Genomic DNA, 24089 nt, shown 5'->3' with positions numbered 1-24089 from the left:
GCGTTACAACGGATGGCAGCGGCCTTGCGGCCCGCATTCTGTGGCGCCGCAGCAGAGAGAATGCGACGCTGCCAAGGACAGCCGGAGGATGTAGCTCAGTCAGCTTACTGACGAGAATCCCCGCGTCTCAAACGCACGATGATTGCCCCTCGGAATGGGCCGACGGAGCGCCTCAGGACATGCGATACAGGGATTTCGCATTGTCGCGCAGGTGGAGCGGGAAGGGCGGTGCTTCAGATGGCGAAGTAACGACTTCGATGTAGACTCCGCTCTGCGCGTCGGCGGCGCTTCGCAACGCTTGGTCGAGTTCGCCGCACGTCGTCGTGCGCGCCGTCATCCAGCCGTCGCAACCCAGCACCCGCGGCAGCTCGGCATATCGCCAGGATGGGACGTCGTTGTAGGCAACGGCAGGCTCCTTGGCGAGGAGCCGCTCGATGAGATAGCCGCCATTGTTCAGCACGAAAATCACCGGTTTCAAACCGAGCCGGGCAAACTGGCTGATTTCCTGTACCGTAAATTGATGAGAGCCTTCTCCGGTCACGAGCACCGTGCGTCGGTGTGGGGCGGCAGCGGCGGCGCCGAGCGCGGCCGGCGTTGCCCAGCCGATCGATCCCCATAGCCCCTGGTTGTGGAAGCTCGCGCCCCGCGGCAGCCGCGCGAAACCTAGCCCCATGGAGACCGTGCCGGTCTCCGCGACAACGATATCGTCAGGTCGTATGAACTTGTTCCAGCGCGAATAGAGCGCGGCAGCGGTGATAGGGTCGTCGCCGCTGCCGCTTCCCGTACCAATCGGGTCGGCATAAGGCGGCGTGACGACGTTGCTGTGCTTGCCGAGGCGCTTCGCCAGGGCGGCGAGCACATCGGCCATCTCGAGGCCGGAATGCGTGCGCCCCTGCAATGTGGTGTGGTGATGACCTATCGAAATGAGCCGTGCCGGATCCAGTTTGGCCGTGAAGGCGCCGGTGTTCAGGTCACTGAATAGCGTCCCGACGGCGAGCACGAGATCGCAGCTCTCGACGAACTGGCGCACATCCTCGTTCATCAATCGTCCGGCATACATTCCGACATACGCCGACTGGCTTTCGTCGAGCACGGATTTGTCGAGAAACATGGTGGCGAATGGCAGGCCGGACGCGCCAACGATCGCCTGCATCGTCCGCTGCAGGCCGGTGCGCGCCACCAGGAGGCCGGGCAGGATGCACGCGGTCTTGGCCCGATCGATGTTTGACAGGATTGCATTCACAACCTTCTCGAGAAGGACGGGATCGCTTCCAGGAGCGGCGAGAGGCTGAGCGCTTCCAAGCACGGGCCGATCGGCAAGATCGGCGGGAAAGGCCATGTAGACGGGCCTCCGATGATAGAATGCCTCAAACAGGAGGCGTTCGGTCTCATACGCAGCATTCTGCGGCGTGATGACCGAGTGCGCGCAGACCACCGGCTCGGTCATGCGGCGGAACAGATCGAATTCGCCGTTGCCCAGCGTATGGTGCAGCACGGAGCGCGCGGCTTGCGCGGCCGTGGGCGGCATTCCGACCAGGTGGAAAACGGGGAGATGCTCGGCGTAAGCGCCGGCGATGCCGTTCAGCGCGCTGAGCTCGCCCACGCCATAGGTGGTGCAGACAGCGCCGGCGCCCTTGATCCGCGCATAGCCATCAGCGGCATAGGCGGCGTTGAGCTCGTTGCAGCATCCAATCCAGCGCAGGCCCGGTTCGCTATACGTCGCATCGTTGAGCGGAAAGGAGAAGTCGCCCGGAACGCCAAAGACATCGCTGATGCCGACATCATGCAGCCGCGAGAGCACATGCTGAACAACGGTTCGTGACATCACGCGGTCTCGTCAACACTCGCGACAAAATCGAACAGTGAACTCGACGTGGGAGCGGTCTCGAATACCCAACTCGCGCAAGGTTTGATCATCAAGCGCAGCGAGCGCTCGGACTGCTCGTCTGACGTCGCGCTCGTTTTCCCACTGTGTCCACATTGAGGGCGCACTTGAGGGGGAAGTATCGAAAGAAGACCTGTCCACAACAAACTCCACGACTGTTGGCTGGACTAAATGTGGTTTTCCTTCGTTACGACACGATAACCCAGCGCGAAAATCTGGTTACATCTGAAATGATTGACGGTGCGGCCGGCACACCTCACTTAGGCGCGGAGCTTGCCGGGAAACTGTCGCCGGTAATCGAAGGTCGCCGATAAACTAAAAGAGAGATCTCTGCGCGCGCCTGTGACGGCTTCGTGATCGCTGCAACGACGAGCATTCGATCATGAAGGGCGACAGAATGCTCCTGTAGCGTTGCTCTAGTGCTTTGAACTGCGAGACGCGAGCGGCACCTGCCGTTCAGCCATATAGCGGCCCGGCGTCGTGCCGAGCGTCTTCCTGAACATCGTGACGAAACTGCCCGCGCTCTCATAGCCGAGATCCATGGCCACTTGCTGGATCGTTGCGCCGCCCGCCAGCCATTGCAGTGCGAGCACGATGTTGAGCTGCTGCCGCCAGCGGCCGAAGGTCATGCCGGCCTGCCGGGCAATCATGCGCGCCAGTGTTCGCTCGCTAAGCCCGGCGCGCTTGGCCCAGATCTCCATCGTCGCCTGGGCCGAAGGATCGGCCATCATCATGTCGACGATCTTGCGCAGCCGGCGATCCGTTGGCATCGGCAGATGCAACTTGCCCACCGGCGCCACCGCGACTGTGAAAATCAAGCTCGACGCCGGTCGTGACCATCGTGATGCCGTAGGTGACCACAGCGGGCGCCACCTCATCCGGATCGACGAAATTAACCCGATCGCTCAGATCAGTAAGGATTGGCATTCCAATCGATTCCAATTTCCGCGGAAGTGCATTGGCAGGAATTCAGAATATGATGTCAGAATTGCCCTCGTTCGAACGCATCTCTGGCCAATGTCCGGCCGCCCCGCCATCGATCCCGCGAAGGTCTTCACCGAGCATATCAAGCTCAACAAGGCCAACGGACTTGGAGCCCGGCTTACAAGCGCCGCATTGTCCGTTCCGGGCATGACGAGCCTTCTGAAGAAGGGACTGGAGAACGAATACAAAAATAATCTTTACTAGAGCATGATCCGGAAAAGTGTGAAGCGGTTTTCCGAAAAGATCATGCTCAAACAATAATCTAAAGCGCGATGATGATTCATCCTCATCTCATCGCGCTTTCGAGCATGATCCTGGCAAAACAATTGCGAGGACGCTTCTACCTCTTAGGGCGACCCGCTCCCGCGTACAGCTTCGATGCCAAGGTCAACGGACAGGCGGAATTGCAAACGCGAACACCGATAGTTGTATGTCAGGGGAGAATACGAAAGGTGTGAGGGGCCAAGCGTCACGGCACGAGTACGGCTCTCGCACCTGAGAAATTCTGAAAAGCAATTGCTTCACCGATCTCGTCGAAACGAAACTCGCGGCCTACTTTCGTTTTTAGAAGCGGATCGTCGATGAGTTCTTTGATCTCACGGGAGACGGCGGCGAGTCGCTCGGGCTCCGACACCGTTGCACTTTCCAGATTGGAGAAGCGCCGCAGCGTCAGGTTCTTGGCCATGATCAGCACGGAGGAGAAGGCGGTCGGTGTTGCCGCATCCATGAAGCCATAGACGTACACCGTCGCATTTGTGGGTAGAACAGGCATGATACGGCCCAGAAGCTCGCCGCCGATGCCATCGAACACGGCAGTTGCGCCGATCTCGGCTGCCAGTTCGCCGAGACGAGCCGTGAAGCCGTCCTGCGTCGTCAGCAGGACATGCTCGATGCCGTACTTGGTCAGGGCATCTCTTGCCTGTGTCGAACGCACGAGGAAGACTGCGGGAATGCCGCGTCTTCGCGTCAACGAGGCGGCGATCAGGCCCGTCGCGGAGTTGCCGGCCGTGACGATCACCCCCTTGTGACCCTCCGCACGTATCTGAGCCAGGAAGGCATGAACCGTCAGAACGTTGGCGAAAGAGCCGTTGTAGTCTCGAACTCGCACCTGATCGGGCAAAATGAGGCAGCTCTGATATGGAACGTGGGCCGTTTCACACCACATGCCTACCGCCTCAGCGCTCGGCTTCAGGGTTTTATATACGCCTACCTTCCTGTTGAGATAGGCCGCAGGCACATCGGCGCCTATCGCAATCACTGTACCACCACCGTTCGAGCCATAAACATCGTGTCGACCGCCCGACATCAAGCCGTTCGGCAGCGGGTTGCTCAGAAAGAACTTGTCGCCATGTGTGATGGTCGCCGAATCCATCAAGACCAGCACATGGCCGGGGGCCGGCTTATCGGGCGTCGGCACCTCGCGAACTTCCAGTGTCCGACTTTCCGTTACACAGATGGCTTTCATAGCAAATTCCCTCGTGAGCCTGGGCCTGACCGCCCCGAATGGGCTTCGAATAAGGGACTGACATCTATATTGACAGTACGGAACTTTTTGTTAGTGAGACGCTCATGCATTTCGTGCGTCAATGCCCCGTCATCTTCGCCTCGCGGATCCTCGGCGGCCGTTGGACCGCCAAGATCGTCCACCTGCTGCTGCGCAACGAAAAGCTGCGCTACTCTGAGCTGCGGAGAGGATGCGTACCGATCAGCGACCGAATCCTGTCCTTGGAGCTCAAGGAGCTTCAAAGCCGGGGGCTCGTGGTTCGCCATGATTATGGGACGATCCCGCCCAGGACGGAATATAGCTTGACCGAGCTGGGTCAGACGCTTCGGCCGCTCATGGAGGCCATGGCGAGCTGGGGAAAAGATGTGCAGGCGAAACTTGGCTCAGCCGAGGCAGCGAACGAACACGGATGATCTGACTGGGTTCGTCTCCCGGACGCGCGCCCAAGGTAACCCTTAACAACGCAGGCCGTTGCTCCGGTAGCTCCAACTTCCCGCGGGAACGGCCGCTTCTGTGCTCGTCGACTTATGCCTTCTACGACTTGGAAGGGTCGAATGCCGTCCTCACCGTTAAGCTGATTGAGTCCGGACCCTAGACTTGCGCTTCTGCTTTCGTATCGGGGCCACTTCGACCCAGGCGCGGCTCCGTCCCCACCAATAGCCGTTGAATGTTGGCACGATGGCGAACAATCACGTAGATGCCGCCTCCGATCACCAGCAACCGATCGGGCAACGGTTGCTCGAAACCGCAGACGAGAACGATTGCTGTAAACGCCGCGAGTATCGAGCTAAGGGAAACAATCCGAGCAATAGCCAGCACGATGCCAAAGACCGTTACAGCACCTAATCCCACTGGCCACGACATCGCCAGCAACACACCCAGCCCGGTCGCAGCGGATTTGCCGCCCGTAAAGTTCAACCAAATCGAGCGGCTATGCCCAAACAGCACGGCAATTCCGGCCAGGCAAACAGCCCATGGCACCCAGATTTGCAAATCAAACGCTGTCGGCGGCGTCGGAGATAACTCGGAATAGAGCCAAGGACAGAACAAGCGGGCAACGATGATGGCACCCACGCCTTTCAGCAAATCGGCGACGAGCACCACCAACGCAGGCCATTTACCGAGGGTCCGCAATACATTCGTAGCGCCGGTGGCTTTGGAGCCATGCTCTCGAATATCAATGCCCTTGAGAAGTTTCCCAGCCAGATAGCCCGTGGGCGTAGAACCGAAAAGATAGGCGATCACCAATCCAACCGCGCCCGCTGTCCAGAACGCCATGGGTTTTATTTCCAGTTTCAGGCAACCAGTGTTTTATCGCCAACTTCGTTTGACCGCTATGGGCCATTTTCGACCGGATCGAGAGTCTTGCCCAGCATCATCGCCGACACACCGCTTGACGATCTTGGCCCGCGCACCATCGTGCTGGCGGACAAGGCCTACGATGCCGACCGCAGCCGTGAACTGATTCAGGAGCAGGGTGCCACCCCTAACATCCCGCCCAAGAGCAACCGGCGCTGGAAGCCCTGCTTCAGCAAGAGGCTCTACCGCGAGCGCAATCTGATCGGGCGGCTCTTCTCCAAGAAGGAGGACTTCCGGCGCGTCGCCACACGCTATGACAAGCTCGCCGCCAATTTTCTCGCCATGGTCCAGCTCGCCTCGTTGCGGCTGTGGTTGCGCGCATATGAGTCTACGGCGCAAGGGCGCGTACTCGTAAATCCGGTCAGGTCCGCTTTCCTCCGAGAGCGCCACAATTGTTGCGTAGCAGCGAAATGACGTGATGGGACAACAGACGACATCCGAAACAAAGGGGGCGGCCAACTGAGATGGCCTTGTTTCTTGGTGCGCGCATCCTTGATACGCTCGAGGGAACCTCGTTCACGGTCGGAAACCTACGGAAGGACCTTTACTGTTCTAGCTCTAGGGGGCAAGGCTCTTGGGTCTTGCGGCGAAGGAAAATGTCGGCGCAAACTGCAGTCGCTGCAGGTGGAAATGACGAGGGTGGGAGCAGCGCCTGTGCTGCGTAGTTCCAGAAACCCGAGCGTCAGCTTGCCAGACTGGCTGAACGAACAATGCCCGGTCCCGATTGCGGGGGCCACTTCCATGGCCGTTTCGAGACCTCACAGGTGGCCGGAGCAGAACCAATGGACGACAGTGCGACTTCGCCGACGGCAGTCATTTCGCACACTTCTCTAATCCTTAGCGTTGCCATCGCTATTGGGATCTTCATTTTTGACGCAATCACCCCTGCCGCCTCGGTAATCTCGACGCTGTTCGTCGGCGTTGTGCTGCTGTCTGCGCGGTTTCTTCAAACGCGTGGGATTGTGCTCGTATCCGTCGGCTGCATGGCGCTGACGGTGCTCGCCCATTTTCTGACGCCATACGGCGACTCGTGGGAAACCATCTCCATTTCGAACCGCGTTCTCAGCCTTGCGACGATCGGCGTTGTGACTTTCCTCGCCGTGCAAAGCCGATCACAAGAGATGGTATTGCGCGAGCAGGCAGGACTCCTCGACCTCAGCCACGATACGATCTTCGTGCGCGACATGAAGGATATCATTACCTACTGGAATCGCGGCGCCGAGGAGCTGTACGGGTGGAAGAAGGCGGAAGCCCTCGGCAGGATCACTCACCAACTGATGCAGACGATCTTCCCCATGCCGCTCGAAGCGATCATGGAAGAGTTGCTCCGAACCGGTCGCTGGGAAGGAGAGCTCGTCCACACGAGGAAGGACGGCACGCAGGCAATCGTAGCCAGTCGGTGGTCCCTGCAAAAGGACGAACGTGGCCTTCCGGCCGCGATCCTGGAGACCAACAATGACATCAGCGATCGCAAGCGCGCGGAGGACGCGCTGCGGGAGAGCGAGAGACGATACAAGAGCATTTTCCGGATGGCGGGCGTGTCGATCTGGGAAGAGGACTTCTCTCAGATCAAAGCGGCCATCGACGAACTGAGAGCTCAAGGCGTTGCAGACTTCCGCGCATATTTTGCAGCACATCCGGAGTTCGTACGAGAGTCCATCTCGCGTGCGAAGGTCGTCGACGTAAACGATGCAACGGTCGAGCTATTCAAAGCGCAGAGCAAGGACGAGCTCCTCCACTCGCTGGATGCCGTATTCACCTCCGAAACATTGGAGGCGTTTGCCGGGGAGTTGATCGCCGTCGCAGAAGAGCGCCCGTATTTTTCAGCCGAGACGATTCTCCAAACACTGAAGGGAGAAAAACTGACGGTTCTCTTTGCGATCACCTTCCCGCCCCGACCTTCCAATCTCGATCGCGTAATGGTGACGATCACTGACATTACCGAGCGCAAGCGGGCCGAGGAGGCGCTGCACGAGACCCAGGCCGAGCTCGCGCACATCACGCGCGTGACGACGATAAACGCGCTGACCTCCTCCATCGCCCACGAGGTCAGCCAACCACTTAGCGCGATTGTCAGTAACGGCTATGCGGGCCTGCGCTGGCTCGACCGGCAGCCGCCCGATCTCGAGGGGGCGCGCAGGACGTTCGAGCACATCGTCGGAGACGGGCATCGGGCCGGCGAGGTGATCGGGCGGGTGCGCGCGCTCCTCAAGAAGACAGCCACCATCAGGGAATGCGTCGACGTGACCGAGCTGATCCGGGATACGGTCGCCGTGCTCCATGGCGAAGTGCTCCGGCATGGCATCCTGCTGCGGACCGAGTTAGCGCCCGAACTTCCGCCGGTGGTAGGCGATAGGGTGCAGGTGCAGCAGGTGCTGCTGAACCTGATGATGAACGGCATCGACGCCATGAAGCAGGTGACGGAGCGGCCGCGCATGCTGCGGATCCGATCCCATCTCGATGAATCCGGGGCCGTGAGCGTAGCGGTGCTGGACACCGGGGTCGGGCTGGATCCGAACAGTGCCGACCGCCTGTTCGAGGCGTTCTATACGACCAAGCCCGAGGGCATGGGCATGGGCCTGGCGATCTGCCGCTCGATCATCGAGGCGCACGGTGGACGATTGGGGGCATCTGCCAACGAGCCCTGTGGGGCGGTATTTGAATTCCGCCTGCCGCCCGAGCGGGACGAGACCACTCCCGCCGCGAACGATCGTCCAATGCCGGTACAGTGAACGGGCAGCACCACTTGCGAACCGCGTTGTTCGCTGGAGCATGGCCATGCCGATCGGCAAGGACATGCTTTTTCAATCCACCGCTAGTCCTTCATTCCGGTGATCGAGCTGCTGACCGCCCGCGGATCGCGGAGCGGCCAGCGGCCGCAATCGACCTGGGCCAGGAAATCGCCGACGATCCGGTTGTACTCCTCCGGCTCCTCGATATTGATCGCGTGCCCCGAATTCGGCATTACCGCGAGCGCGGCTGAGGGAATGCTCTGCTTCATGAGAATGCCCGGCAGCAGGCACGGCCAATCCTCATCGCCGGTGATGATCAGCGTCGGCACCGTGATGCGTTTCATCTCCTCGACCAGCGCATAAAGCGAAGGCCGCTCCTTCTGCACCCCTTGCTGCGTGTTGGCCGATCCGGTCGCCGAATGTTCGGCCAGCATGGCCTTGAACTCGGCGTGACCGCGCGGATCCTTGTTCTGATATTGCACGCGCGTCGGCCCATAGGCATAGCGCTCGGCGAACGCCGCCATGCCATCGCGCCGGATCATGTCGGCGATCACGTCGGCCTCGGCGCGGAACGTCTCGCGCTTGTCGGGCTCGGCGCCGTAGCCGCAGCCGCCGATGCAGAGTGACAGCGCCCGCTTCTGATGACGCAGGCCGAAATGCAGAGTGGCAAAACCGCCCATCGACAGGCCGACGATGTGCGCCTGCCGCTCGCCGATATGATCGAGCACCGCGAGGATGTCGTCGGCGGCGCGCGCCTGCGAATAGGATGAGACCTGCTCGGGCACATCGGACGGGGGGAAGCCGCGCGCGTTGAAGGCAATGCTGCGATAGCGCTTGCCGAAATGCCGCATCTGCAGCTCGTAGCTGCGCAGATCTCCGGCAAACTCATGAACGAAGATGACGGGACGGCCGGTTCCCGTTTCCTCGAAATAAAGGCGTACCCCGTCATCCGTCGTTGCGTAAGGCATGTTGATCTCCGCCGTCAGAAATTGGCCGTCGCCGCAGGCTTGCTCCGCGGCAGATAGGTGCCGTGGCCTTTCGCCCCGACCAGGACGCCATCATCGACCACCACGCGCCCGCGCACCATGGTGAGCACTGGCCAGCCCGTGACCTCGAGCCCTTCATAGGGCGTGTAATCGGCGCCATCATGGATAAGCTCGTGGCGGATCGTGACCTTGCGCTTCGGATCCCACAGCGCGATGTCGGCGTCCGATCCCACCGCGATCGTGCCCTTGCGGGGATAGAGGCCGTAGATTTTCGCGTGATTGGTCGCGCTGAACGCGACGAAATCGTTGAGGTCGATGCGACCCTTCACCACGCCTTCCGAGAACAGGATCGGCAATCGCGTCGCCACGCCGGGAATGCCGTTCGGCACCCAGCGGAAGCTGGTGCGGCCCTTGGGCACGAGCTTTCCCTGCGGATCGTCATAGCGGAATGGGCAATGGTCAGACGAGAACACCGAGAACACCTTTTGCTGCAGGCCTTCCCAGCACGCCTGCTGGCTCGCGACGTCGCGTGGCGGCGGCGAGCACACATACTTGGCGCCTTCCATGTTGAGCTGTTCCAGATCGTTCTCGGTCAGAACCAGATATTGCGGGCAGGTCTCGCCCAGCACGTTCAGCCCGCGCTGCCGGGCGCGGCGGATTTCCTCCATCGCTTCGCGGTTCGAGACATGCACGATCATGATCGGCACATCGACGAGTTCGGCCAGCGAGATGGCGCGGTGCGTGGCCTCGCGCTCGACCGGAATCGGCCGCGAGGTCGCATGGAAGTGCGGCGCGGTCTTGCCGGCGCGTTCGAGACGGTCGGTGAGAAAGCGGATGGCGTCGAAGTTTTCCGCATGCACCATCAGCATCGCGCCGGTCTCGCGCGCAACCGACATGGTCTCGAGCAGTTCGCGGTCCGACAGCGCGAGCCCCTCATAGGTCATGAACACCTTGAGCGAGGTGTAGCCGTCCTCCACCAGCGCCGGCAGCTCCTGGCCGAGCACCTGCTCGGTCGGGTCGGTGACGATGAGGTGAAAGGCGACATCGACATGACACTCACCTTCCGCCAGCGCGTGGTAGCGCCGCAGCGCCTCACGCAGCGTCTGGCCTTTCTCCTGCAGGCAGAACGGCAGCACGGTGGTGTTGCCGCCGAACGCTGCCGAGCGCGTGCCGCTGGCAAAGCCGTCGGCCATGACGATGCCGTCGCCCGATGGCTGGGCAAAATGCACGTGGCTGTCGATGCCGCCGGGCAGCACCAGGCGATCAGTGGCGTCAATGATCGTCTCCGCCGCGCCGAGATCGCGCCCCAGGGCCACGATCTTGCCGCCCTGGATTCCGACGTCGCAGGCAAAGGTGTCGGCGGCGGTCGCAACGGTGCCGCCGCGGATAATGGTGTCGAACGGCATCAGCTTGGCCCTCCTTCGGCATCATGTCGCGGCCGATGCTCGATGACCGCGGCCAGCGGCTCGGCGAGCCCGATGGTCGTCTTGGCATCGGGACGGCGGAACGTCCCGGCGCCGGGCTTGCGCAGCTTCAGCACGGCGAGCGTCTCGGCCTGTCGCACCGCCGCGGCGATCGGATCGATCGCCGGCACCGGAATGCGATGGCTGACCTTGGCGGCAAGGCCGGCCAGCGGTGCCCCGGAAAGAATGACGACATCGGCGCCATCCTGTTCGACGGCGCGATTGGCGAGCGTCACCAGCATGTCTTCCTTCTCGGCCTGGACATCCGCAATGGAGCGGAAGCCATCGTCGAGCGTCCGTATGCCGGCGCAGCGTGCGGAGAGACCATGCATGGCGACGCATTCCTGGTACCAGGGCGCGAGCGCGCGGGCGAACGTCACGATCGAAAATCGCTGACCGACCATGCAGGCAGTCAGCATCGCGGCTTCGGCAAGGCCTACGACCGGGATATCGAACAGTTCGCGCGCCCCGAACAGGCCGGGGTCGCCGAAGGCGGCGATCATCGCTGCATCGATGCCGGTGTTGGCCTCCGCCAGCATTTCCAGCGCGATGGCGCCGCCGATCTGGGCCTCGGCCCGGGTCGCGATGTAGGGCACGCCGCGGCTGGCCGTCATCGCCACCAGCTCGGTGCCGGGCGAGGCCACTTGCGCGCCGGCCGCATGGAGCAGGTCGGTCACCGCTGACGTGGTGTTGGGATTGAGCAGCAGGATCTTCACGGCCCGGCCTTTCTCGTTATGCCGCGCATGTTGGGCTGGGCGCTTGCGGTGCTGGCATCATCCGCGTCGGAGCCCAGTGTCGTGGCCATGATCTCGCCGGTGCGGCGGACATGGTGGCCAAGCAGCCGTCCGGCGCGCTCGGCGTCGCCGTCCCTGAGCGCGGCCAGAATCTCCTGATGGTCGCGCACCGATTCATCCCATCGCCCATGGACCGACAGGGCGAAGAAGCGTGCGCGTTCCACCCGCGCCAGCAGGATATCGTGCGTGGCCTTCAACACCGCGTTGCGGGCGAAGCCGACGATGGCGCTGTGAATCTGCTGGTTGGTCTCGAAATATTCGCGCAGCTCGCCGCGGTCGTGGTGCCATTCGATGCGCTCCTGCAGCTCTTCCAGTCGCTCCACGTCGCGCTCTACCATCCGTGTCGCGGCGAGCTCGGCGGCGCAGCGCTCGATCCCGCTCACCGCCTCGAACAGTTCGGTCAACTCTTCGCGGCGGAACGGCGCGACGATGGCGCTGCGATTGAGGCGCAGTTCGACCAGACCTTCGGCCGCCAATTGCTTCAGCGCCTCGCGGAGCGGCGTGCGCGAGATGCCGAGCGCCTCGGACAGATCGGCTTCGAGCAATTGCTCGCCCGGCTGAAGATCGCCGCGCACGATCAATGTGCGAAGCCGCGTCGCGGCCTGCTCATGCAGGCCGGTTCGGGGCACGCGCAGCCGTCGCCGTTGCAGCGTCGTCACGGCGCCGCGCGATTTGGGCTGTTTCCTGGTCTTTGTCGTCTTGGTCTCAGTCACGGTCAGTTTTCGTTCCGGTGAAGAATCTCCGCACCTTCGAGTGTCCTGTGAAGCGCGTCAATCAAATTGGCCGTGGGTCTCGATCGGGATTTGAAACAGGTTGCCCCAGCCGCGGATGCGCGACGGATCGACGCCGGTTGCAGCCAGGCACGCCCACAGCGTCACCGCGATCGAATCGAACACCGCGACACCAAGCTTCGCCTCGAGCCGCGCGGCGGCGCCGGCTCCGCGCATATTCGTGCAGACCACCGCGACCGCGTCGCAGCCTTCGCGCGCGACCTCTTCGATCAGCCTCGCCACCTCGGTCTCCGGCACTTCGGCGAAGGAAAAATTGTCCTGCAGCGAGAGATGGCGCTCGGCGGCGCAATGCAAGCCTTCGGACGCCCAGTTGGCGATGATCCTGTCCTGCACGTCGCGGCGATAGGGCGTCACCAGCCCGATGCGCCCCGCCTTGCGGCGCCGGAGCAGGTCGCGGAAGGCGAGCACGGTGGTGCAGGCCTTGATGCCGGTCGCGGCCGTGATCCGCTCGCATAGTTGCTCGTCGCGCTCGAAGCCGAGCCAGCTCGCCGATGTTCCGTTCCAGGCAACGACGTCCACCTTCGCGTGCGCCAAGAGCTCGGCGGCGCGCAGGATCTCGCTGTCGTCGAACTGGCGGAGCGCGGATTCGGACAGCGCGATCTCGGTCACCTTGAAGCGCGAAAAATGCGCCGAGACGTCAGCGATGCCGGCCAGCATCGCATAGGTGATCGGCTCCAGCGCGGTGTTGGACGAAGGGGTCAGCATGCCGAGCCGGACCGGTCTAGTCATGTTGCAGCCTCAAAGCTACGCGGTCATCCGTTGATCCATCCCATCTACACCGGCAATTTGCGGCTGTAGTCGATCAGCGTCGAGCAGATCAACAGCGCAACGCCGGCCGCGGCGAAGAACATCAGGGCGAGGAAGTAGGAGCCGGTGGTCTGGACGATCAGGCCGACGATCAGCGGCGTCATGATGCCGGCAATGTTGCCGCCGAGATTCATGCAGCCGCCGAGGAAGCCCGATTTGTCGCGGCCGGCAAGCGCGGACGGGATGGCCCAGTACATCCCGCACCAGCGCAGGAAGAACAGCGTGGAGGACAGCAGCACCACGACCGTCACCGGGTCGCGGACATAGGCCACCAGGAAAATCGACACCGTCGCCATGATGGCGGCAATGCCGAACAAGGTGCGGAACACCAGGTTCGGCGCGCCGCCGCGGCTGCGCCAGGTGTCGCCGATCCAGCCGCCGACCAGCTCGCCGACGAAGCCCGCGAAGAAGATGATGAAGGATGCGCCGCCGAGCGCCTTGATGTCGAAATTGTGCACCTTGAACAGATAGGTCGGCATCCATGTCAGCAGGCCGTAGAAGGTGGTGTTGAAGAACATCCAGCCCAGGCACATGCACCAGACCGAACGGAAACGGAAATAGGCCATCCAGCTTCCGCCGGAGGAGGGCGGTGTGGCGGCGTCTTCCAGCGCATGCGCCTGCTCGATGTAGCGCGCTTCGGCCTCATTGACCGACGGGTGCTGACGCGGTTCGTTGCGGATGTAGTACCACGCCCACACGCCGCACAGCATCGTGCCGACGCCGGCGATGACAAAGGCGGTGCGCCAGGAATCGAAGATCGCGATCAGCCACGCGATCACGATCGAGCCGAGCGCGGCGCCGAGCGGCGCGCCGCCGTCGAGCAGCGTCGCGCCACGCCCACGCTCGTTCTGCGTCATCCAGATGGCGTTGAGCTTGCCGCCCGCCGGATAGATCGGCGCTTCCGATGCGCCGAGCCCAAGCCGGGTCAGCAGCAGCACCCACCAGTTGGTGGCAACTGCCGCGATCGCCTGGAAGGCGCCCCAGAAGATCGTCGCCAGCGCGATCACGATCCGCGGCTTGTAATGATCGGCGAGCAGGCCGCCGGGAACCTGCATGAAGGCGTAGGTCCAGAAGAACGAGCTCAGGATCAGGCCCTGCATCGCCGGATCGATGTCGAACTCCTTGGAGATCAGCGGCATCGCTACCGAGAGCGAGGCGCGATCGATGTAGTTGATCGAGATCAGGAACAGCATCAGCAGGAAGATGTTCCAGCGCACACCGGTCGGTCTGACGGCGCCTGTCGCTCCGATGGCGGACACCTGCTCGCTCATTGCTCCCTCCCATGCCGGCGGACTTTCAGCGAGCGTCTCCATTGACGTTCATTCGTCCCCTGACGTCGCCAAGTCTGGTCCAGTCGAAGATGAGCGGCAACAACATTTTGTATGCTGCATGCAATAACTCATATCACATTGATAAGAATCATATTTTTAGATGACAAAGATCCGCAATGCTGAAATTTCATCGCGGAGCTGATTACGAATTGGGCGGCCGGCAGGCCCGACCAAACGGGATTGTGTATTTCAATTTTGCTCTATAGATTTGAATGCTGTTAAAGATGCATGGCTCTTCTGACAACTTCCAAGGCAAGGCATGGAGATCAAGCAGAACTTCGTTGTAGCGCAACCTCTTTCCACGGTGTGGACGTTCTTTCACGACGTTCCGAGCGTCGCCGCGTGCCTGCCTGGAGCAGAATATCTCGGTACGAAGGACGACGGCTCGATCAGTGGAAAGGTCTCCGCCAAGGTGGGCCCATTCCAGGCGAGCTTCGAAGGCGAAGCAAAGGTCAAATACGACGAGGAGGCAAAGAAGGTCGCGTTCGAGGGCAAGGGCGTCGACAGGAAAGGCGCCAGCCGAGGCAAAATGTCGATGTTGTGCACCCTTGGTCCTGAAGGCGACGCCACTCGCGTTGATGTCCTCGCCGACGTTCAGCTCTCCGGAACCATCGCTCAGTTTGGAAGAACCGGGCTCATCACTGAGATCGCCAATCAGCTCGTCCGTGAATTTGTGAGACATGCCGAGACCGAGCTCGGCGCCAGAAACGCCGCCGCGGCGGCCGAAGCCGGCAGTCCTCAGGCGGATACATTGACGAAGTCGGCCCCGCCATTCGCGCCTGGTTCTGGAGCGGTCAAGCCGCTCAACACCACGTCGCTGTTCTTTGCGGCCCTGAAGGGCTGGCTGAACTCGCTCTTCAAGAAGGCTGCGTAAGCCAATCAACTTAAAGCAAAGGAATTCGCGCGATGAAGATCGTCGACTTGTCTCATCTGATGAATGTGCACACGCCCGGCTGGGTCGGATATGCCGGCAACAAGATGTACTACGCGCAAAATCTGCAGACGATCCACATCGTCGCCCAGCGGATCGACTCCGCGCTCCATGTCGGAACCCACATCGACGGTGCGATGCACGGCACGGATGGGATGGGCGACATGGCATCCTATCCGCTGGATTTCCTGGTCGGACCGGGCGCCGTCGTCGATGTGTCCGAGCACATGGAGGATTGGGCCGTCATCACGCCCGAAATGATCGAGAGCGCGCCGGTTGAGGTCAAGGACGGCGACATCCTTATCATTCACACCGGCTGGCACCGCTATTGGGAAGGCAAGCCGCAGCAGGACCTGGTGAAGTATTTCTGCATGCATCCCGGAGGGAAGCAGGAGCTTCTCGATTGGATGCTGAAGAAGAAGATCAAATGGTTCGGGATCGATTGCGGTTCCGGCGACCACGCGATGAACACCACGATCAGGCGCATGCGGCCCGACCTCGCAAAGCAGTTCGAGGCCAAGGTCGGAATGAGCTGCGATGAGTTCTTCGGCAAGAACTCGTACACGCACAAGCGTTCGGGGCGAAAAGTCGTGGAAGACTATTTCCCCTTTCACTCGCAGGCATTCCAGGAAGGGCTCATTCACGCCGAGAACGTCGGCGGCGACATCGAGTTGATGCTGAACAAGCGCGCCGTCATCGGCGCGTTTCCATGGCGCTATGAGGGGCTCGAGGCCTGCCCTTGCCGGATCGTTTGCTTCCAGGACGTGGAGGAGAACGTGGAGGCCGTCGGTGACGTGGCGAAGGCGATCTTTGGGCCACGCCAGATTCCGTCGGGCATGATGTCGGGTGGGCCGGACGGCCGCTGACCGGCTGCGCGACAAGTGTGGCCGCGGGCCTCGCCATAGCCGGATCCGGCGGACGTATCTACTTTGAACGTCTCGCCTGCTGGGCGCGCTTGCGATGCGCGGCCTGTTTCGCCCGGTTGCCGCACGCCGCCATGCTGCACCACCTGCGCGCGCGGCTTCGGGTTCGGTCAACGAACAACAGCGTGCAGTCCGGCCCCTCGCACGCCTTCACATAGGTGAAGTCTTCGGTGCAGACGAGGTCGGCCAGCGATCGCGCCAGTGGAAGCAGCAGCGAGTCCGGTGATTGCCAACGCCGCTCTCGGCGCCAGACGAGGCCGGAAACCCCGTCATGGCCATGGTGCCGCTTGTTAGGTCGATCGCGCACCACGACCTGGCCGAACTCGTCGTCGCGTGCCAGCATTTGATTGAGCGGTTCGAGTTGGCGCAGGGCATTCTGCCCAATGGGCTTACCCATATGTTTGTAGACAAAGGGTTTGAACCAGTCCCGCAGCGCGCGCGCTTGCGCTGCTATGGCATCCAGCTCGCCGGGAAGCGCGCTCTTGCGAAAAGCGTTCAGCACTTCGTCCGGCACCAATCCGGCCTGTTTCAGCCACGCCAGAAGATCTTCTCCCGACGCCAGCCACTCGACCGTGACATCCACCGGGACCGCAATGGAATTCAAGAAGTCCAGTCCCGGGTTATCGGCGATGAAGATGGGTGGCGGGCGCTTGGTTGTCACAGGAGTCCCAGAGAGACCGGCAACTATCGATAGGCCGGCAAGGCGAAATATAGCCGCTGGTAGCTTGTCTGCAATAACCCGCAGAAAACCATTTAGATGCTGTTCGCATCTCGCGCGCCGCGGTGTTGCTGGGAATGAGCTGGTGTCGTTGCGGCAACGACGTCGCCGGAGACCAGGGCAGCTAATCTCTTCAGGCCTCGATGGATGTTGATCTTGACGAGCGGCGCAGACTGGCCTGTGACGTCGGACGCGCGGACAATGCTGAGGCCGTTGAGCTTCACGAGGCGGATCACGATGGCTTGCGCGGGCTTCAGCCGGCCAAGCAAATCGTCCAGCGTGGCGGCACTTACCGCGGTCCCCTCGTGGTCCCCGGTCGATATGTCTTCGTCGAGCGGGAGCGCGGCGAATCGAGACGCGTCACGTATGCGATCGATCCCCTTGTAGCGTGCAATCGCCCTGACCCACGCCCCGAAGGCTCTCGATGGAGCGTAAGTGTGCCGTTTGGCATGGATCGCGAGAAGCGCATCCTGTCTTGCATCATCTGATACAGGATAGGGAAGCCGCCGTGCATAATAACGACGGAGCCAGACGTCTATTTCGCGGAGCAACTGCTCGTAGGCCCGGCTGTCACCATCTTGCGCGGCGACCATCAGGCGACCCCATCGCTCGGAACGGCTATCCCAATTCGTGGACTGCAATGCGTTCTGCGCGGTTCGCGGCGAACGACCTGCGACGTCGGAGGACAGGAGCTTCTCGGCTGACCTCCGGGCGCTCTGGGTCCAGGTACATGCAGCGCAATCGGTTCCTTTATCGTGGATGCTGTCCATTGGAGAGGCTCCTCTCGACGCAAGCAAGAAGGCGCTGGCAAATTTTCCGTCCGCTGTAACCAAACCCGTTTGTCCAACGAAAGATGGTCACGTGAGACCGGTCTGAATGGGTTGGAACAGCCATATCAAGCAGAAGTGACGTAACCTCCGAGAACGTCACAGACAAGTTACTACGCCTGAGAGCGGGAACTTCATGTGGTCAAGTCGGCGCGGTTGGCATCATCCGTGGCCGTTGTCAGGGAGACTCCAGCAGATGATCGACAATACAGACGTCGCACGTCGCACCGTGCTTCGAGCAATTACCGCAGCTTCCGGCACTGCACTATCGTTCACCCTGGCGCAGCGCGCCGCCGCCCAACCCGTCGACGCGGCCGCATCGACCGCTTCCGATCCGTTTGAGACGGCGGAAATCGATACCGGCGAGAACACAATTTTCATCAGGCGTTACGGTAAGGGATCCCCGCTGCTCATGGTGCACGGGTTTCCGCGAACCAGCCTGATGTGGCGCTACGTAGCTCCGCAACTGGCGAGCAAGCACACGGTGATCTGCGTCGACCTGCGCGGCTATGGCCGCAGCGGCGTGCCCGCGTCCGCCGAGGATCATTACCCCTATTCAAAGCGGGCAATGGGGAACGAACTTGTCACGGTGATGGACAAGCTTGGCTTCTCGAAATTCGATCTCGTCGGACACGACCGTGGTGGTCGCGTTTCCTATCGCCTCACGCTCGATCATCCGGAACGGGTGCGCCGTCTCGCAGTGTTTGACGTCATCCCGATCTCGGAAGGATGGGCTCGCGCCAATGCAAAGTTCGCCACGACGTACTGGCCCTGGATTCTTCTGTGCCAGAAGGAGCCGCTTCCGGAAAAATATCTCCTGGGTGCGCCCGATGCGGTATTCGACAATCCGTTTGGCCAGGGCTCCTTCGGCCCCGATGTCAGGGCGGCGTACATCGAAACCTATCGCGATCCGGCCCGGGTGCACGCGATCTGCGAGGAGTATCGCGCAGCTGCGTCGCTCGATATCGACCATGACAAGAAGGACAGGGAAGACGCGCGGCGTATCACCTGTCCGATGCTGCATCTCTGGGCTGCCGGCGGACCACTCGATAGTTTCTACGGACAGGATGGCGGCCCATTGGGAATCTGGCGAAGGTGGGCCGACAATGTACAGGGGCAGGCGATGAAAGGCGGCCACTTTTTTCCCGAAGAGAACCCCACGGAGACGACCCAACTCCTTGATGCCTTCCTGTCGGCTTGATGCGTCAAACGCAGTCACGCGGGATTGAGCCGAACGGACTGGAACGGCTACATCGGATGTAGTAACCGTCCAAAATGTCGTAAGACGGTTACTATGTCTCGACACACAAAGCAGGAACTCTTCATGACCAAGGTTCATTACCGGAAGGCAGATGTCGACGGCTTCAAGGTATTCTACCGCGAGGCTGGGCCGGCCGATGCGACAGCACTGCTGCTGCTTCACGGATTCCCAAGTTCCGGTCATATGTTTCGCGAATTGATCCCGGCCTTGTCGGATCGCTTTCGCGTGATAGCGCCGGACCTGCCCGGCTTCGGCCAATCCGACATGCCGTCTCGCGACAGGTTTTCCTACACATTCGACCGATTGGCCGACGTGATCGAACGCTTCACCGAAGTGATCGGGCTCACCCGTTTCGCGATCTATGTGTTCGATTACGGCGCTCCGACCGGCTTTCGACTGGCTGTTCGCCATCCGGAGCGCATCACGGCGATCATCTCGCAGAACGGCAACGCCTATGAGGAGGGGCTGAGCGAGGGGTGGAATCCGATCCAGGCCTATTGGCGAGATCCTTCGCAGGCCAATCGCAACGCGCTGCGATCCTTCCTCGCCCCTGAGGCGACGATCTGGCAATATACGCACGGCGTGTCCGATACGACCTCTGTGTCCCCGGACGGCTATTCACTCGACAACTTCTATTTGGCCCGCGCCGGCGCCGACGAGGTTCAGCTCGACCTGTTTGGCGACTACAAGAGCAACGTCGCGCTCTACCCGGCCTTCCAGGCGTACTTCCGCAAGCACAAGCCGCCGTTCCTGGCGGTCTGGGGCAAGAACGATCCGTTCTTTCTGCCGCCGGGCGCGGAGGCATTCAAGCGAGACATTCCGGGCGCGCAAGTCCGTTTCTTCGATACCGGTCACTTTGCACTTGAGACTCACTGCGAAGAAATCGCCGCCGTGATCCGCGATTTTCTTTCGCGCTTGAAGTGAATGTGCGGCCCGAACAGTCTGTTTCGAAGGGTGGTCCGATGCGCGCAATCGTTCTCGAGAAATTTGGCGGCCTCGACAGCCTGGTGATCAAGGAGATCCCGGAGCCTGAACCGAAGGCGGGATATGTCGTGATCCAGGTGAAGGCGTTCGGCATCAATCACGCCGAATTGCATATGCGCAGGGGCGAGTGGGCAGAGGCTGCTCCGGTCAGCGGCATCGAGTGCGTCGGCCTCGTCAAATCCTGTCCGGGCGGCGAGTTTCCGATGGGCGCGAAAGTCGCCGCGCTGATGGGCGGGCTCGGCCGCACGATCAATGGCAGCTATGCCGAATATACCCGCGCGCCGGTCTCGAATGTCGCGCTGATCGAATCGGATCTGCCCTGGGCCGAACTCGCCACGATTCCCGAAACCTATGCGACCGCATGGACCTGCCTGTTCCGCAATCTCGAGATCGAGAAGGGGCAATTGCTGGTCATTCGCGGCGCGACCTCGTCGTTTGGTCAGGCCGCGCTCAAGATGGCCGTCAATGCCGGAGCCCGTGTGATCGCAACGAGCCGCAGCCGCGATCGCTTCGCCATGCTCGAAAAGCTCGGCGCCGAGCGCTGCGAAATAGAGCGCCGTGATTTGTCGAAGGTCATCCCCGAGGCAAAGAAGATCGATGCGGTGCTCGACCTCGTGGGCAATACCGTCATGCTGGATTCTCTCGCCATGCTTCGGCGCGGCGGCCGTTCTTGTCTCGCCGGCTGGCTCGGCGGCCTTGATCCGATCCCCGACTTCAATCCGCTGCTGCAGATGGCCAGCGGCGTCTATCTGACCTTCTTCGGCAGCTTCGTGTTCGGGACCCCGGGCTTTGCGCTCTCGGACGTGCCACTTCAGCAGATTGCCGCCGACGCCGCCGCGGGTCGGCTCGACGTGAAGCCCGCCCGGATCTTCCGTTTCGAGGAGATCCGCGAGGCGCATCGCGTCATGGAAGCCAACGAGGCCAAAGGAAAATTGGTCGTCGTGCACGCGTGAGCACGAACACCAGGCTGCATCGGCGTTGGCGGTGAGCATCGCCTACGAGCGCTATGGGCGCGGCCACCCCATACACATCGTTGTGAACCAGGAGCTGTAGGTACCCGTAACGACGGGCGCTGCCCATGCGTACGGGATGTCATGAACTTCAACGCGTCAGTGCAGTCCGTCAAGGAAAGAGGTGATCTACATGAAGATGCCCTTCAACATGAAGACGCCATTCCACGTCGCCGAAAAGGGCGACGGGCCTTACGGCCTGCTGGCTATCCTCCGCTGGGTCATGGTTGTCATCTTCGTGTCGTTCGGCATGCAAAAGTTCACGCCGCAATCGGCGCAGGGCATTGTTCAATTCATCAGCAACAGTCCGTTCATTTCGTGGTTATCGGTGCTGGGTATCCGGGGAGAAGCGTATTTCCTCGGCGTCGTGGAGCTGGGTATTGCCGTGCTTCTTGCGGCAGGCGCGTTCAGCCCGATCTTGTCGGCGGTCAGTTCGCTGTTAGGCATGATTACGTTCGCCATCACCTGGTCATTCTTCTTCACGACGCCCGGTGTCGTTAAATGGAGTTGGTCGACCGACCCGATGGCCTGGAACTTGACCGGCGAGTTCATCTTCAAGGACATCGTCCTGCTTTGCGTCTGTGTCGTGTTGTTCCTGGCTTCTTTGCCGCGATCTTTCATCCGATCACGTCGTATGTGAGGGGGGTCCTTCTTCGCCATTGTTGCAGGGTTCTCACTCTCCGTCATTGCGAGCAAAGCGAAGCAATCCATGCTTCCGCAAGTGGCGAAATGGATTGCTTCGCTCCGCTCGCAATGACGAGAGTCGTAGGATGGGTGGAGCGCAGCGAAACCCATCATTCGCGCGGCTTGCTCCATCGCGATGGGTTTCGCCGCGCTCGACCCGTCCTACGGCGCTATCGCGAGGACGTCCCCGCTTGCGCCGTCTCTCTCCCGAGCCGCCGCTGCAGTACTGACCAATACGTCGCCGGCAGGAAGCGTTGCAGCAGGTCCATCAAGCGCGCGTCGCTGCCGATCAGGATGCGCGGCCGGTTGTTCTCGACGCCTTGGATGATGCTGCGCGCGGCGGCAGTCGGTGTCGTCCTGGCGGCCGCATCGAACCATTCGATCGCCTGCGCGCGGCGCGCATTGTCTGATACGCCGGCGCCGGTGCGGGAATTACGGACGATGTTGGTCGTGACGCCGCCCGGATGCACCACCGACAGCCGCACCGGGCTGCGTGCGGCGGCAAGCTCATGCCGCAGGCTTTCGGAGAAGCCGCGCACCGCGAATTTCGAGGCGCAATAGGCGGTCTGGCCGGGCGGTGCGACGATGCCGAAGATCGAGGAGACGTTGACGATATGCGCCTCGCGTTGCCGCGCAAGCTGCGGCAGGAAGGCGCGCGTCGCATGCACTGTGCCCCAGAAATTGATGTTGAACAGCCACTCCATCTGCGCCTGGTCGATCTCGTGGAACTGGCCGAGCAGGGTGACCCCGGCATTGTTGATGAGGATGTTGAGGGACGGATGCGCGCTGGTCGCGGCTTCCGCGAAGCTCGCGATTTGATCGGTTTCGCCGACGTCGACGCGATGCACCGTGATTTTCCGCGCGCCTGTTTTCGCAATCTCGGCGGCCACCGCGGCAAGGCCGGCCTCGTCGCGGTCCGCCAGCGCGAGATCGGCGCCGCGTGCGGCAAGCTCGAGCGCAAGCGCCCGGCCGATGCCGCTGGCGGCCCCCGTCACGGCCACCGCACTTGCCGAGATTGTAGTCATGCGATCAGCTCCCAGAGATGAGGGGAACCATAGCACAGGGTTCCGCAAGTTTTTTGAATCCGAACTGAACAAGTTCGCGCGGCAGGTTTTAACTTGCATTACTTCAAGAACGGAGCCGCCGATGGAACAGGCAAGAACGCCTCGCGCAAGAGCGCTCATCGTCGAAGACGACCCGATGCAGCGGCAGATGATCGGGCTCTTACTGGAAGAGAGTGATTTCGATGTGATCGAATGCGCCAGCGCCGAGGCCGCGGAGGTGGTTTTGCAGCGCGACGGCGAGGAGCTCGATCTGATGATCTCTGATGTCGAGCTCGCTGGCTACAAGGATGGCGTCGAGCTCGCCCATATCGCCAAGCGCTGCAATCCCGCCCTTGGCGTCATCGTCACCTCGGGCAAGCCGCTGAGGCGGAAGTTGCCCGATGGCGCGAAATTCTGGTCGAAGCCCTGGGCGCCGCTGGATGTGATCCGCGAGGCGGAGCGGATGGTGCTGGCGCGGGATGGCGGGCACTAGATGTGATCCCACGCGCTTTGCGGAGCGCCGATCGGTGGGCGCAAAATCAAACAGCGGGCCGCAAGCCCGCCGGTTTGACCAATCCCGGTTTGAGCGCCCGGGCAGGGCGAGCGCGCGCCGCCGCCCGGGCTGAAACAGTTACTTCTTGGCCTTCTTCTTCTTGGTGGCCTTCTTCGCCTTTTTCGCCTTCTTCGCTTTCTTAGCCATAGTATCCTCTCAGGGTTAAATGGATTGAAACGCGACGCTGAGGCATGCTTGGCGGAGGGCCAACCTCGCAACATCCTCGGTTGGCAAGCTCAGCAGATTCGCGGCGTGCTGCCGCGGGCTGTCACCTCACTGTCATCGTGTTATCCACAACTGTTACGCAGTTTGACACGGTTTTTCGCCGCACTGCCACGCTCCACCGCGCGCGCCACACGCTCCCGCCGGCATCGGTGGTCAAGCTGGTAAGGTTAATACTGCGGAAATTCGATCTTTATTGTTTCAAAACCACAGCACCGAATAGGCGATCAAATTGAGATTCCGTTAAGCCAGACGACGGCATGTTGCCGGTCGCGAGAGAGCCGTCACGAGCGGCCC

Annotated in this window: 23 protein-coding genes and 1 pseudogene; 11 read left to right on the top strand and 13 right to left on the bottom strand. The window is 61.5% G+C overall.

All coding sequences use genetic code 11. The features are described 5' to 3' along the window. Nucleotides 1-172: 172 nt before the first annotated feature. Together AC5ZGW_RS01655 and AC5ZGW_RS01650 are read right to left on the bottom strand one after the other, a co-directional pair. On the bottom strand, nucleotides 173-1825 hold the full coding sequence (locus tag AC5ZGW_RS01655) for an alpha-keto acid decarboxylase family protein (RefSeq protein ID WP_130223123.1): 1653 nt from the start codon (nucleotides 1823-1825) through the stop codon (nucleotides 173-175). A 476-nt stretch (nucleotides 1826-2301) separates the two neighbouring features. Further along, nucleotides 2302-2619, bottom strand: a complete 318-nt coding sequence (locus tag AC5ZGW_RS01650; protein WP_349645047.1) for a helix-turn-helix domain-containing protein — start codon at nucleotides 2617-2619, stop codon at nucleotides 2302-2304. Between AC5ZGW_RS01650 and AC5ZGW_RS01645 the strand changes: the two genes are divergently transcribed. Then, nucleotides 2618-3073, top strand: a complete 456-nt coding sequence (locus AC5ZGW_RS01645) for a hypothetical protein (protein WP_245474530.1) — start codon at nucleotides 2618-2620, stop codon at nucleotides 3071-3073. The genes AC5ZGW_RS01650 and AC5ZGW_RS01645 overlap by 2 nt on opposite strands. Nucleotides 3074-3338: 265 nt before the next feature. On the opposite strand, the gene AC5ZGW_RS01640 is transcribed toward AC5ZGW_RS01645, so the two are convergent. Next, a complete protein-coding gene (locus AC5ZGW_RS01640) occupies nucleotides 3339-4334 on the bottom strand; it encodes a zinc-binding dehydrogenase (RefSeq protein ID WP_130223118.1) in 996 nt (331 codons plus the stop codon). Nucleotides 4335-4438: 104 nt separating this feature from the next. Between AC5ZGW_RS01640 and AC5ZGW_RS01635 the strand changes: the two genes are divergently transcribed. Then, nucleotides 4439-4786 (top strand): winged helix-turn-helix transcriptional regulator, encoded by a 348-nt coding sequence (locus tag AC5ZGW_RS01635; protein WP_130223116.1) that lies wholly within the window; start codon nucleotides 4439-4441, stop codon nucleotides 4784-4786. Between the two features lie 178 nt (nucleotides 4787-4964). Here AC5ZGW_RS01635 and plsY read toward each other — a convergent pair whose 3' ends face one another. Then, entirely contained in the window at nucleotides 4965-5651 is a 687-nt protein-coding gene (gene plsY, locus AC5ZGW_RS01630; RefSeq protein ID WP_130223114.1) for a glycerol-3-phosphate 1-O-acyltransferase PlsY, read from the bottom strand. Nucleotides 5652-5765: 114 nt separating this feature from the next. Here plsY and AC5ZGW_RS01625 point away from each other — a divergent pair. Together AC5ZGW_RS01625 and AC5ZGW_RS01620 are read left to right on the top strand one after the other, a co-directional pair. Further along, a pseudogene (locus AC5ZGW_RS01625) lies at nucleotides 5766-6047 on the top strand (transposase); the annotation flags it as partial. Nucleotides 6048-6514: 467 nt separating this feature from the next. Then, a complete protein-coding gene (locus AC5ZGW_RS01620; RefSeq protein ID WP_165435043.1) occupies nucleotides 6515-8464 on the top strand; it encodes a PAS domain-containing sensor histidine kinase in 1950 nt (649 codons plus the stop codon). 83 nt (nucleotides 8465-8547) lie between these two features. Here the strand turns inward: AC5ZGW_RS01620 and AC5ZGW_RS01615 are convergent, their stop codons facing one another. The 6 genes from AC5ZGW_RS01615 to AC5ZGW_RS01590 form a co-directional block, all read right to left on the bottom strand. Continuing rightward, nucleotides 8548-9432: an alpha/beta fold hydrolase gene (locus AC5ZGW_RS01615; RefSeq protein ID WP_130223110.1), complete on the bottom strand. Its 885-nt coding sequence runs from the start codon at nucleotides 9430-9432 to the stop codon at nucleotides 8548-8550. Between the two features lie 14 nt (nucleotides 9433-9446). After that, complete coding sequence (gene hydA, locus AC5ZGW_RS01610) at nucleotides 9447-10856, bottom strand: dihydropyrimidinase (protein ID WP_207230931.1); 1410 nt, start codon at nucleotides 10854-10856, stop codon at nucleotides 9447-9449. Next, complete coding sequence (locus AC5ZGW_RS01605; protein ID WP_130223106.1) at nucleotides 10856-11629, bottom strand: aspartate/glutamate racemase family protein; 774 nt, start codon at nucleotides 11627-11629, stop codon at nucleotides 10856-10858. Before AC5ZGW_RS01605 ends, hydA begins: the two co-directional genes overlap by 1 nt. After that, nucleotides 11626-12336, bottom strand: a complete 711-nt coding sequence (locus AC5ZGW_RS01600; protein ID WP_283813242.1) for a GntR family transcriptional regulator — start codon at nucleotides 12334-12336, stop codon at nucleotides 11626-11628. The genes AC5ZGW_RS01605 and AC5ZGW_RS01600 overlap by 4 nt, the downstream gene beginning before the upstream one ends. A 141-nt stretch (nucleotides 12337-12477) precedes the next feature. Further along, the gene (locus AC5ZGW_RS01595; protein ID WP_130223102.1) at nucleotides 12478-13227 is read right to left on the bottom strand and encodes a maleate cis-trans isomerase family protein; all 750 of its coding nucleotides are present in this window, start codon (nucleotides 13225-13227) and stop codon (nucleotides 12478-12480) included. Between the two features lie 44 nt (nucleotides 13228-13271). Continuing rightward, the gene (locus AC5ZGW_RS01590) at nucleotides 13272-14576 is read right to left on the bottom strand and encodes an MFS transporter (protein WP_035688745.1); all 1305 of its coding nucleotides are present in this window, start codon (nucleotides 14574-14576) and stop codon (nucleotides 13272-13274) included. Between the two features lie 319 nt (nucleotides 14577-14895). On the opposite strand from AC5ZGW_RS01590, the gene AC5ZGW_RS01585 reads away from it, so the two are divergent. Together AC5ZGW_RS01585 and AC5ZGW_RS01580 are read left to right on the top strand one after the other, a co-directional pair. Next, nucleotides 14896-15510 (top strand): SRPBCC family protein, encoded by a 615-nt coding sequence (locus tag AC5ZGW_RS01585; RefSeq protein WP_130223100.1) that lies wholly within the window; start codon nucleotides 14896-14898, stop codon nucleotides 15508-15510. Nucleotides 15511-15542: 32 nt separating this feature from the next. Next, nucleotides 15543-16433 (top strand): cyclase family protein, encoded by an 891-nt coding sequence (locus AC5ZGW_RS01580; protein ID WP_051396421.1) that lies wholly within the window; start codon nucleotides 15543-15545, stop codon nucleotides 16431-16433. 58 nt (nucleotides 16434-16491) lie between these two features. On the opposite strand, the gene AC5ZGW_RS01575 is transcribed toward AC5ZGW_RS01580, so the two are convergent. Then, entirely contained in the window at nucleotides 16492-17151 is a 660-nt protein-coding gene (locus tag AC5ZGW_RS01575; RefSeq protein WP_130223098.1) for a CGNR zinc finger domain-containing protein, read from the bottom strand. 92 nt (nucleotides 17152-17243) lie between these two features. After that, nucleotides 17244-17801, bottom strand: coding sequence for a sigma factor-like helix-turn-helix DNA-binding protein (locus tag AC5ZGW_RS01570; protein ID WP_080663511.1), 558 nt, complete (start codon nucleotides 17799-17801; stop codon nucleotides 17244-17246). A gap of 430 nt (nucleotides 17802-18231) precedes the next feature. Between AC5ZGW_RS01570 and AC5ZGW_RS01565 the strand changes: the two genes are divergently transcribed. The 4 genes from AC5ZGW_RS01565 to AC5ZGW_RS01550 all read left to right on the top strand — a co-directional run bounded on the left by AC5ZGW_RS01565 (nucleotide 18232) and on the right by AC5ZGW_RS01550 (nucleotide 21930). Beyond that, complete coding sequence (locus AC5ZGW_RS01565; RefSeq protein ID WP_130223096.1) at nucleotides 18232-19236, top strand: alpha/beta fold hydrolase; 1005 nt, start codon at nucleotides 18232-18234, stop codon at nucleotides 19234-19236. Between the two features lie 123 nt (nucleotides 19237-19359). Then, a complete protein-coding gene (locus tag AC5ZGW_RS01560) occupies nucleotides 19360-20220 on the top strand; it encodes an alpha/beta fold hydrolase (protein ID WP_130223302.1) in 861 nt (286 codons plus the stop codon). Nucleotides 20221-20258: 38 nt separating this feature from the next. Beyond that, a complete protein-coding gene (locus AC5ZGW_RS01555) occupies nucleotides 20259-21233 on the top strand; it encodes a zinc-binding alcohol dehydrogenase family protein (protein WP_130223094.1) in 975 nt (324 codons plus the stop codon). A 190-nt stretch (nucleotides 21234-21423) separates the two neighbouring features. Continuing rightward, nucleotides 21424-21930 carry a YkgB family protein gene (locus tag AC5ZGW_RS01550; protein WP_463328117.1) on the top strand — a complete coding sequence of 169 codons (507 nt, stop codon included), beginning with the start codon at nucleotides 21424-21426 and terminating at the stop codon, nucleotides 21928-21930. Nucleotides 21931-22144: 214 nt separating this feature from the next. On the opposite strand, the gene AC5ZGW_RS01545 is transcribed toward AC5ZGW_RS01550, so the two are convergent. Next, the gene (locus AC5ZGW_RS01545) at nucleotides 22145-22999 is read right to left on the bottom strand and encodes an SDR family NAD(P)-dependent oxidoreductase (protein ID WP_130223092.1); all 855 of its coding nucleotides are present in this window, start codon (nucleotides 22997-22999) and stop codon (nucleotides 22145-22147) included. Nucleotides 23000-23120: 121 nt separating this feature from the next. Here AC5ZGW_RS01545 and AC5ZGW_RS01540 point away from each other — a divergent pair, with 121 nt between their 5' ends. After that, entirely contained in the window at nucleotides 23121-23510 is a 390-nt protein-coding gene (locus tag AC5ZGW_RS01540) for a response regulator (RefSeq protein ID WP_130223090.1), read from the top strand. The last annotated feature ends 579 nt before the right edge of the window (nucleotides 23511-24089 follow it).

The sequence above is a fragment of the Bradyrhizobium sp. Crot121 genome, assembly GCF_059512385.1.
Note: the sequence above shows the minus strand (reverse complement) of the source record. Positions and strands in the feature narration are given on the sequence as shown.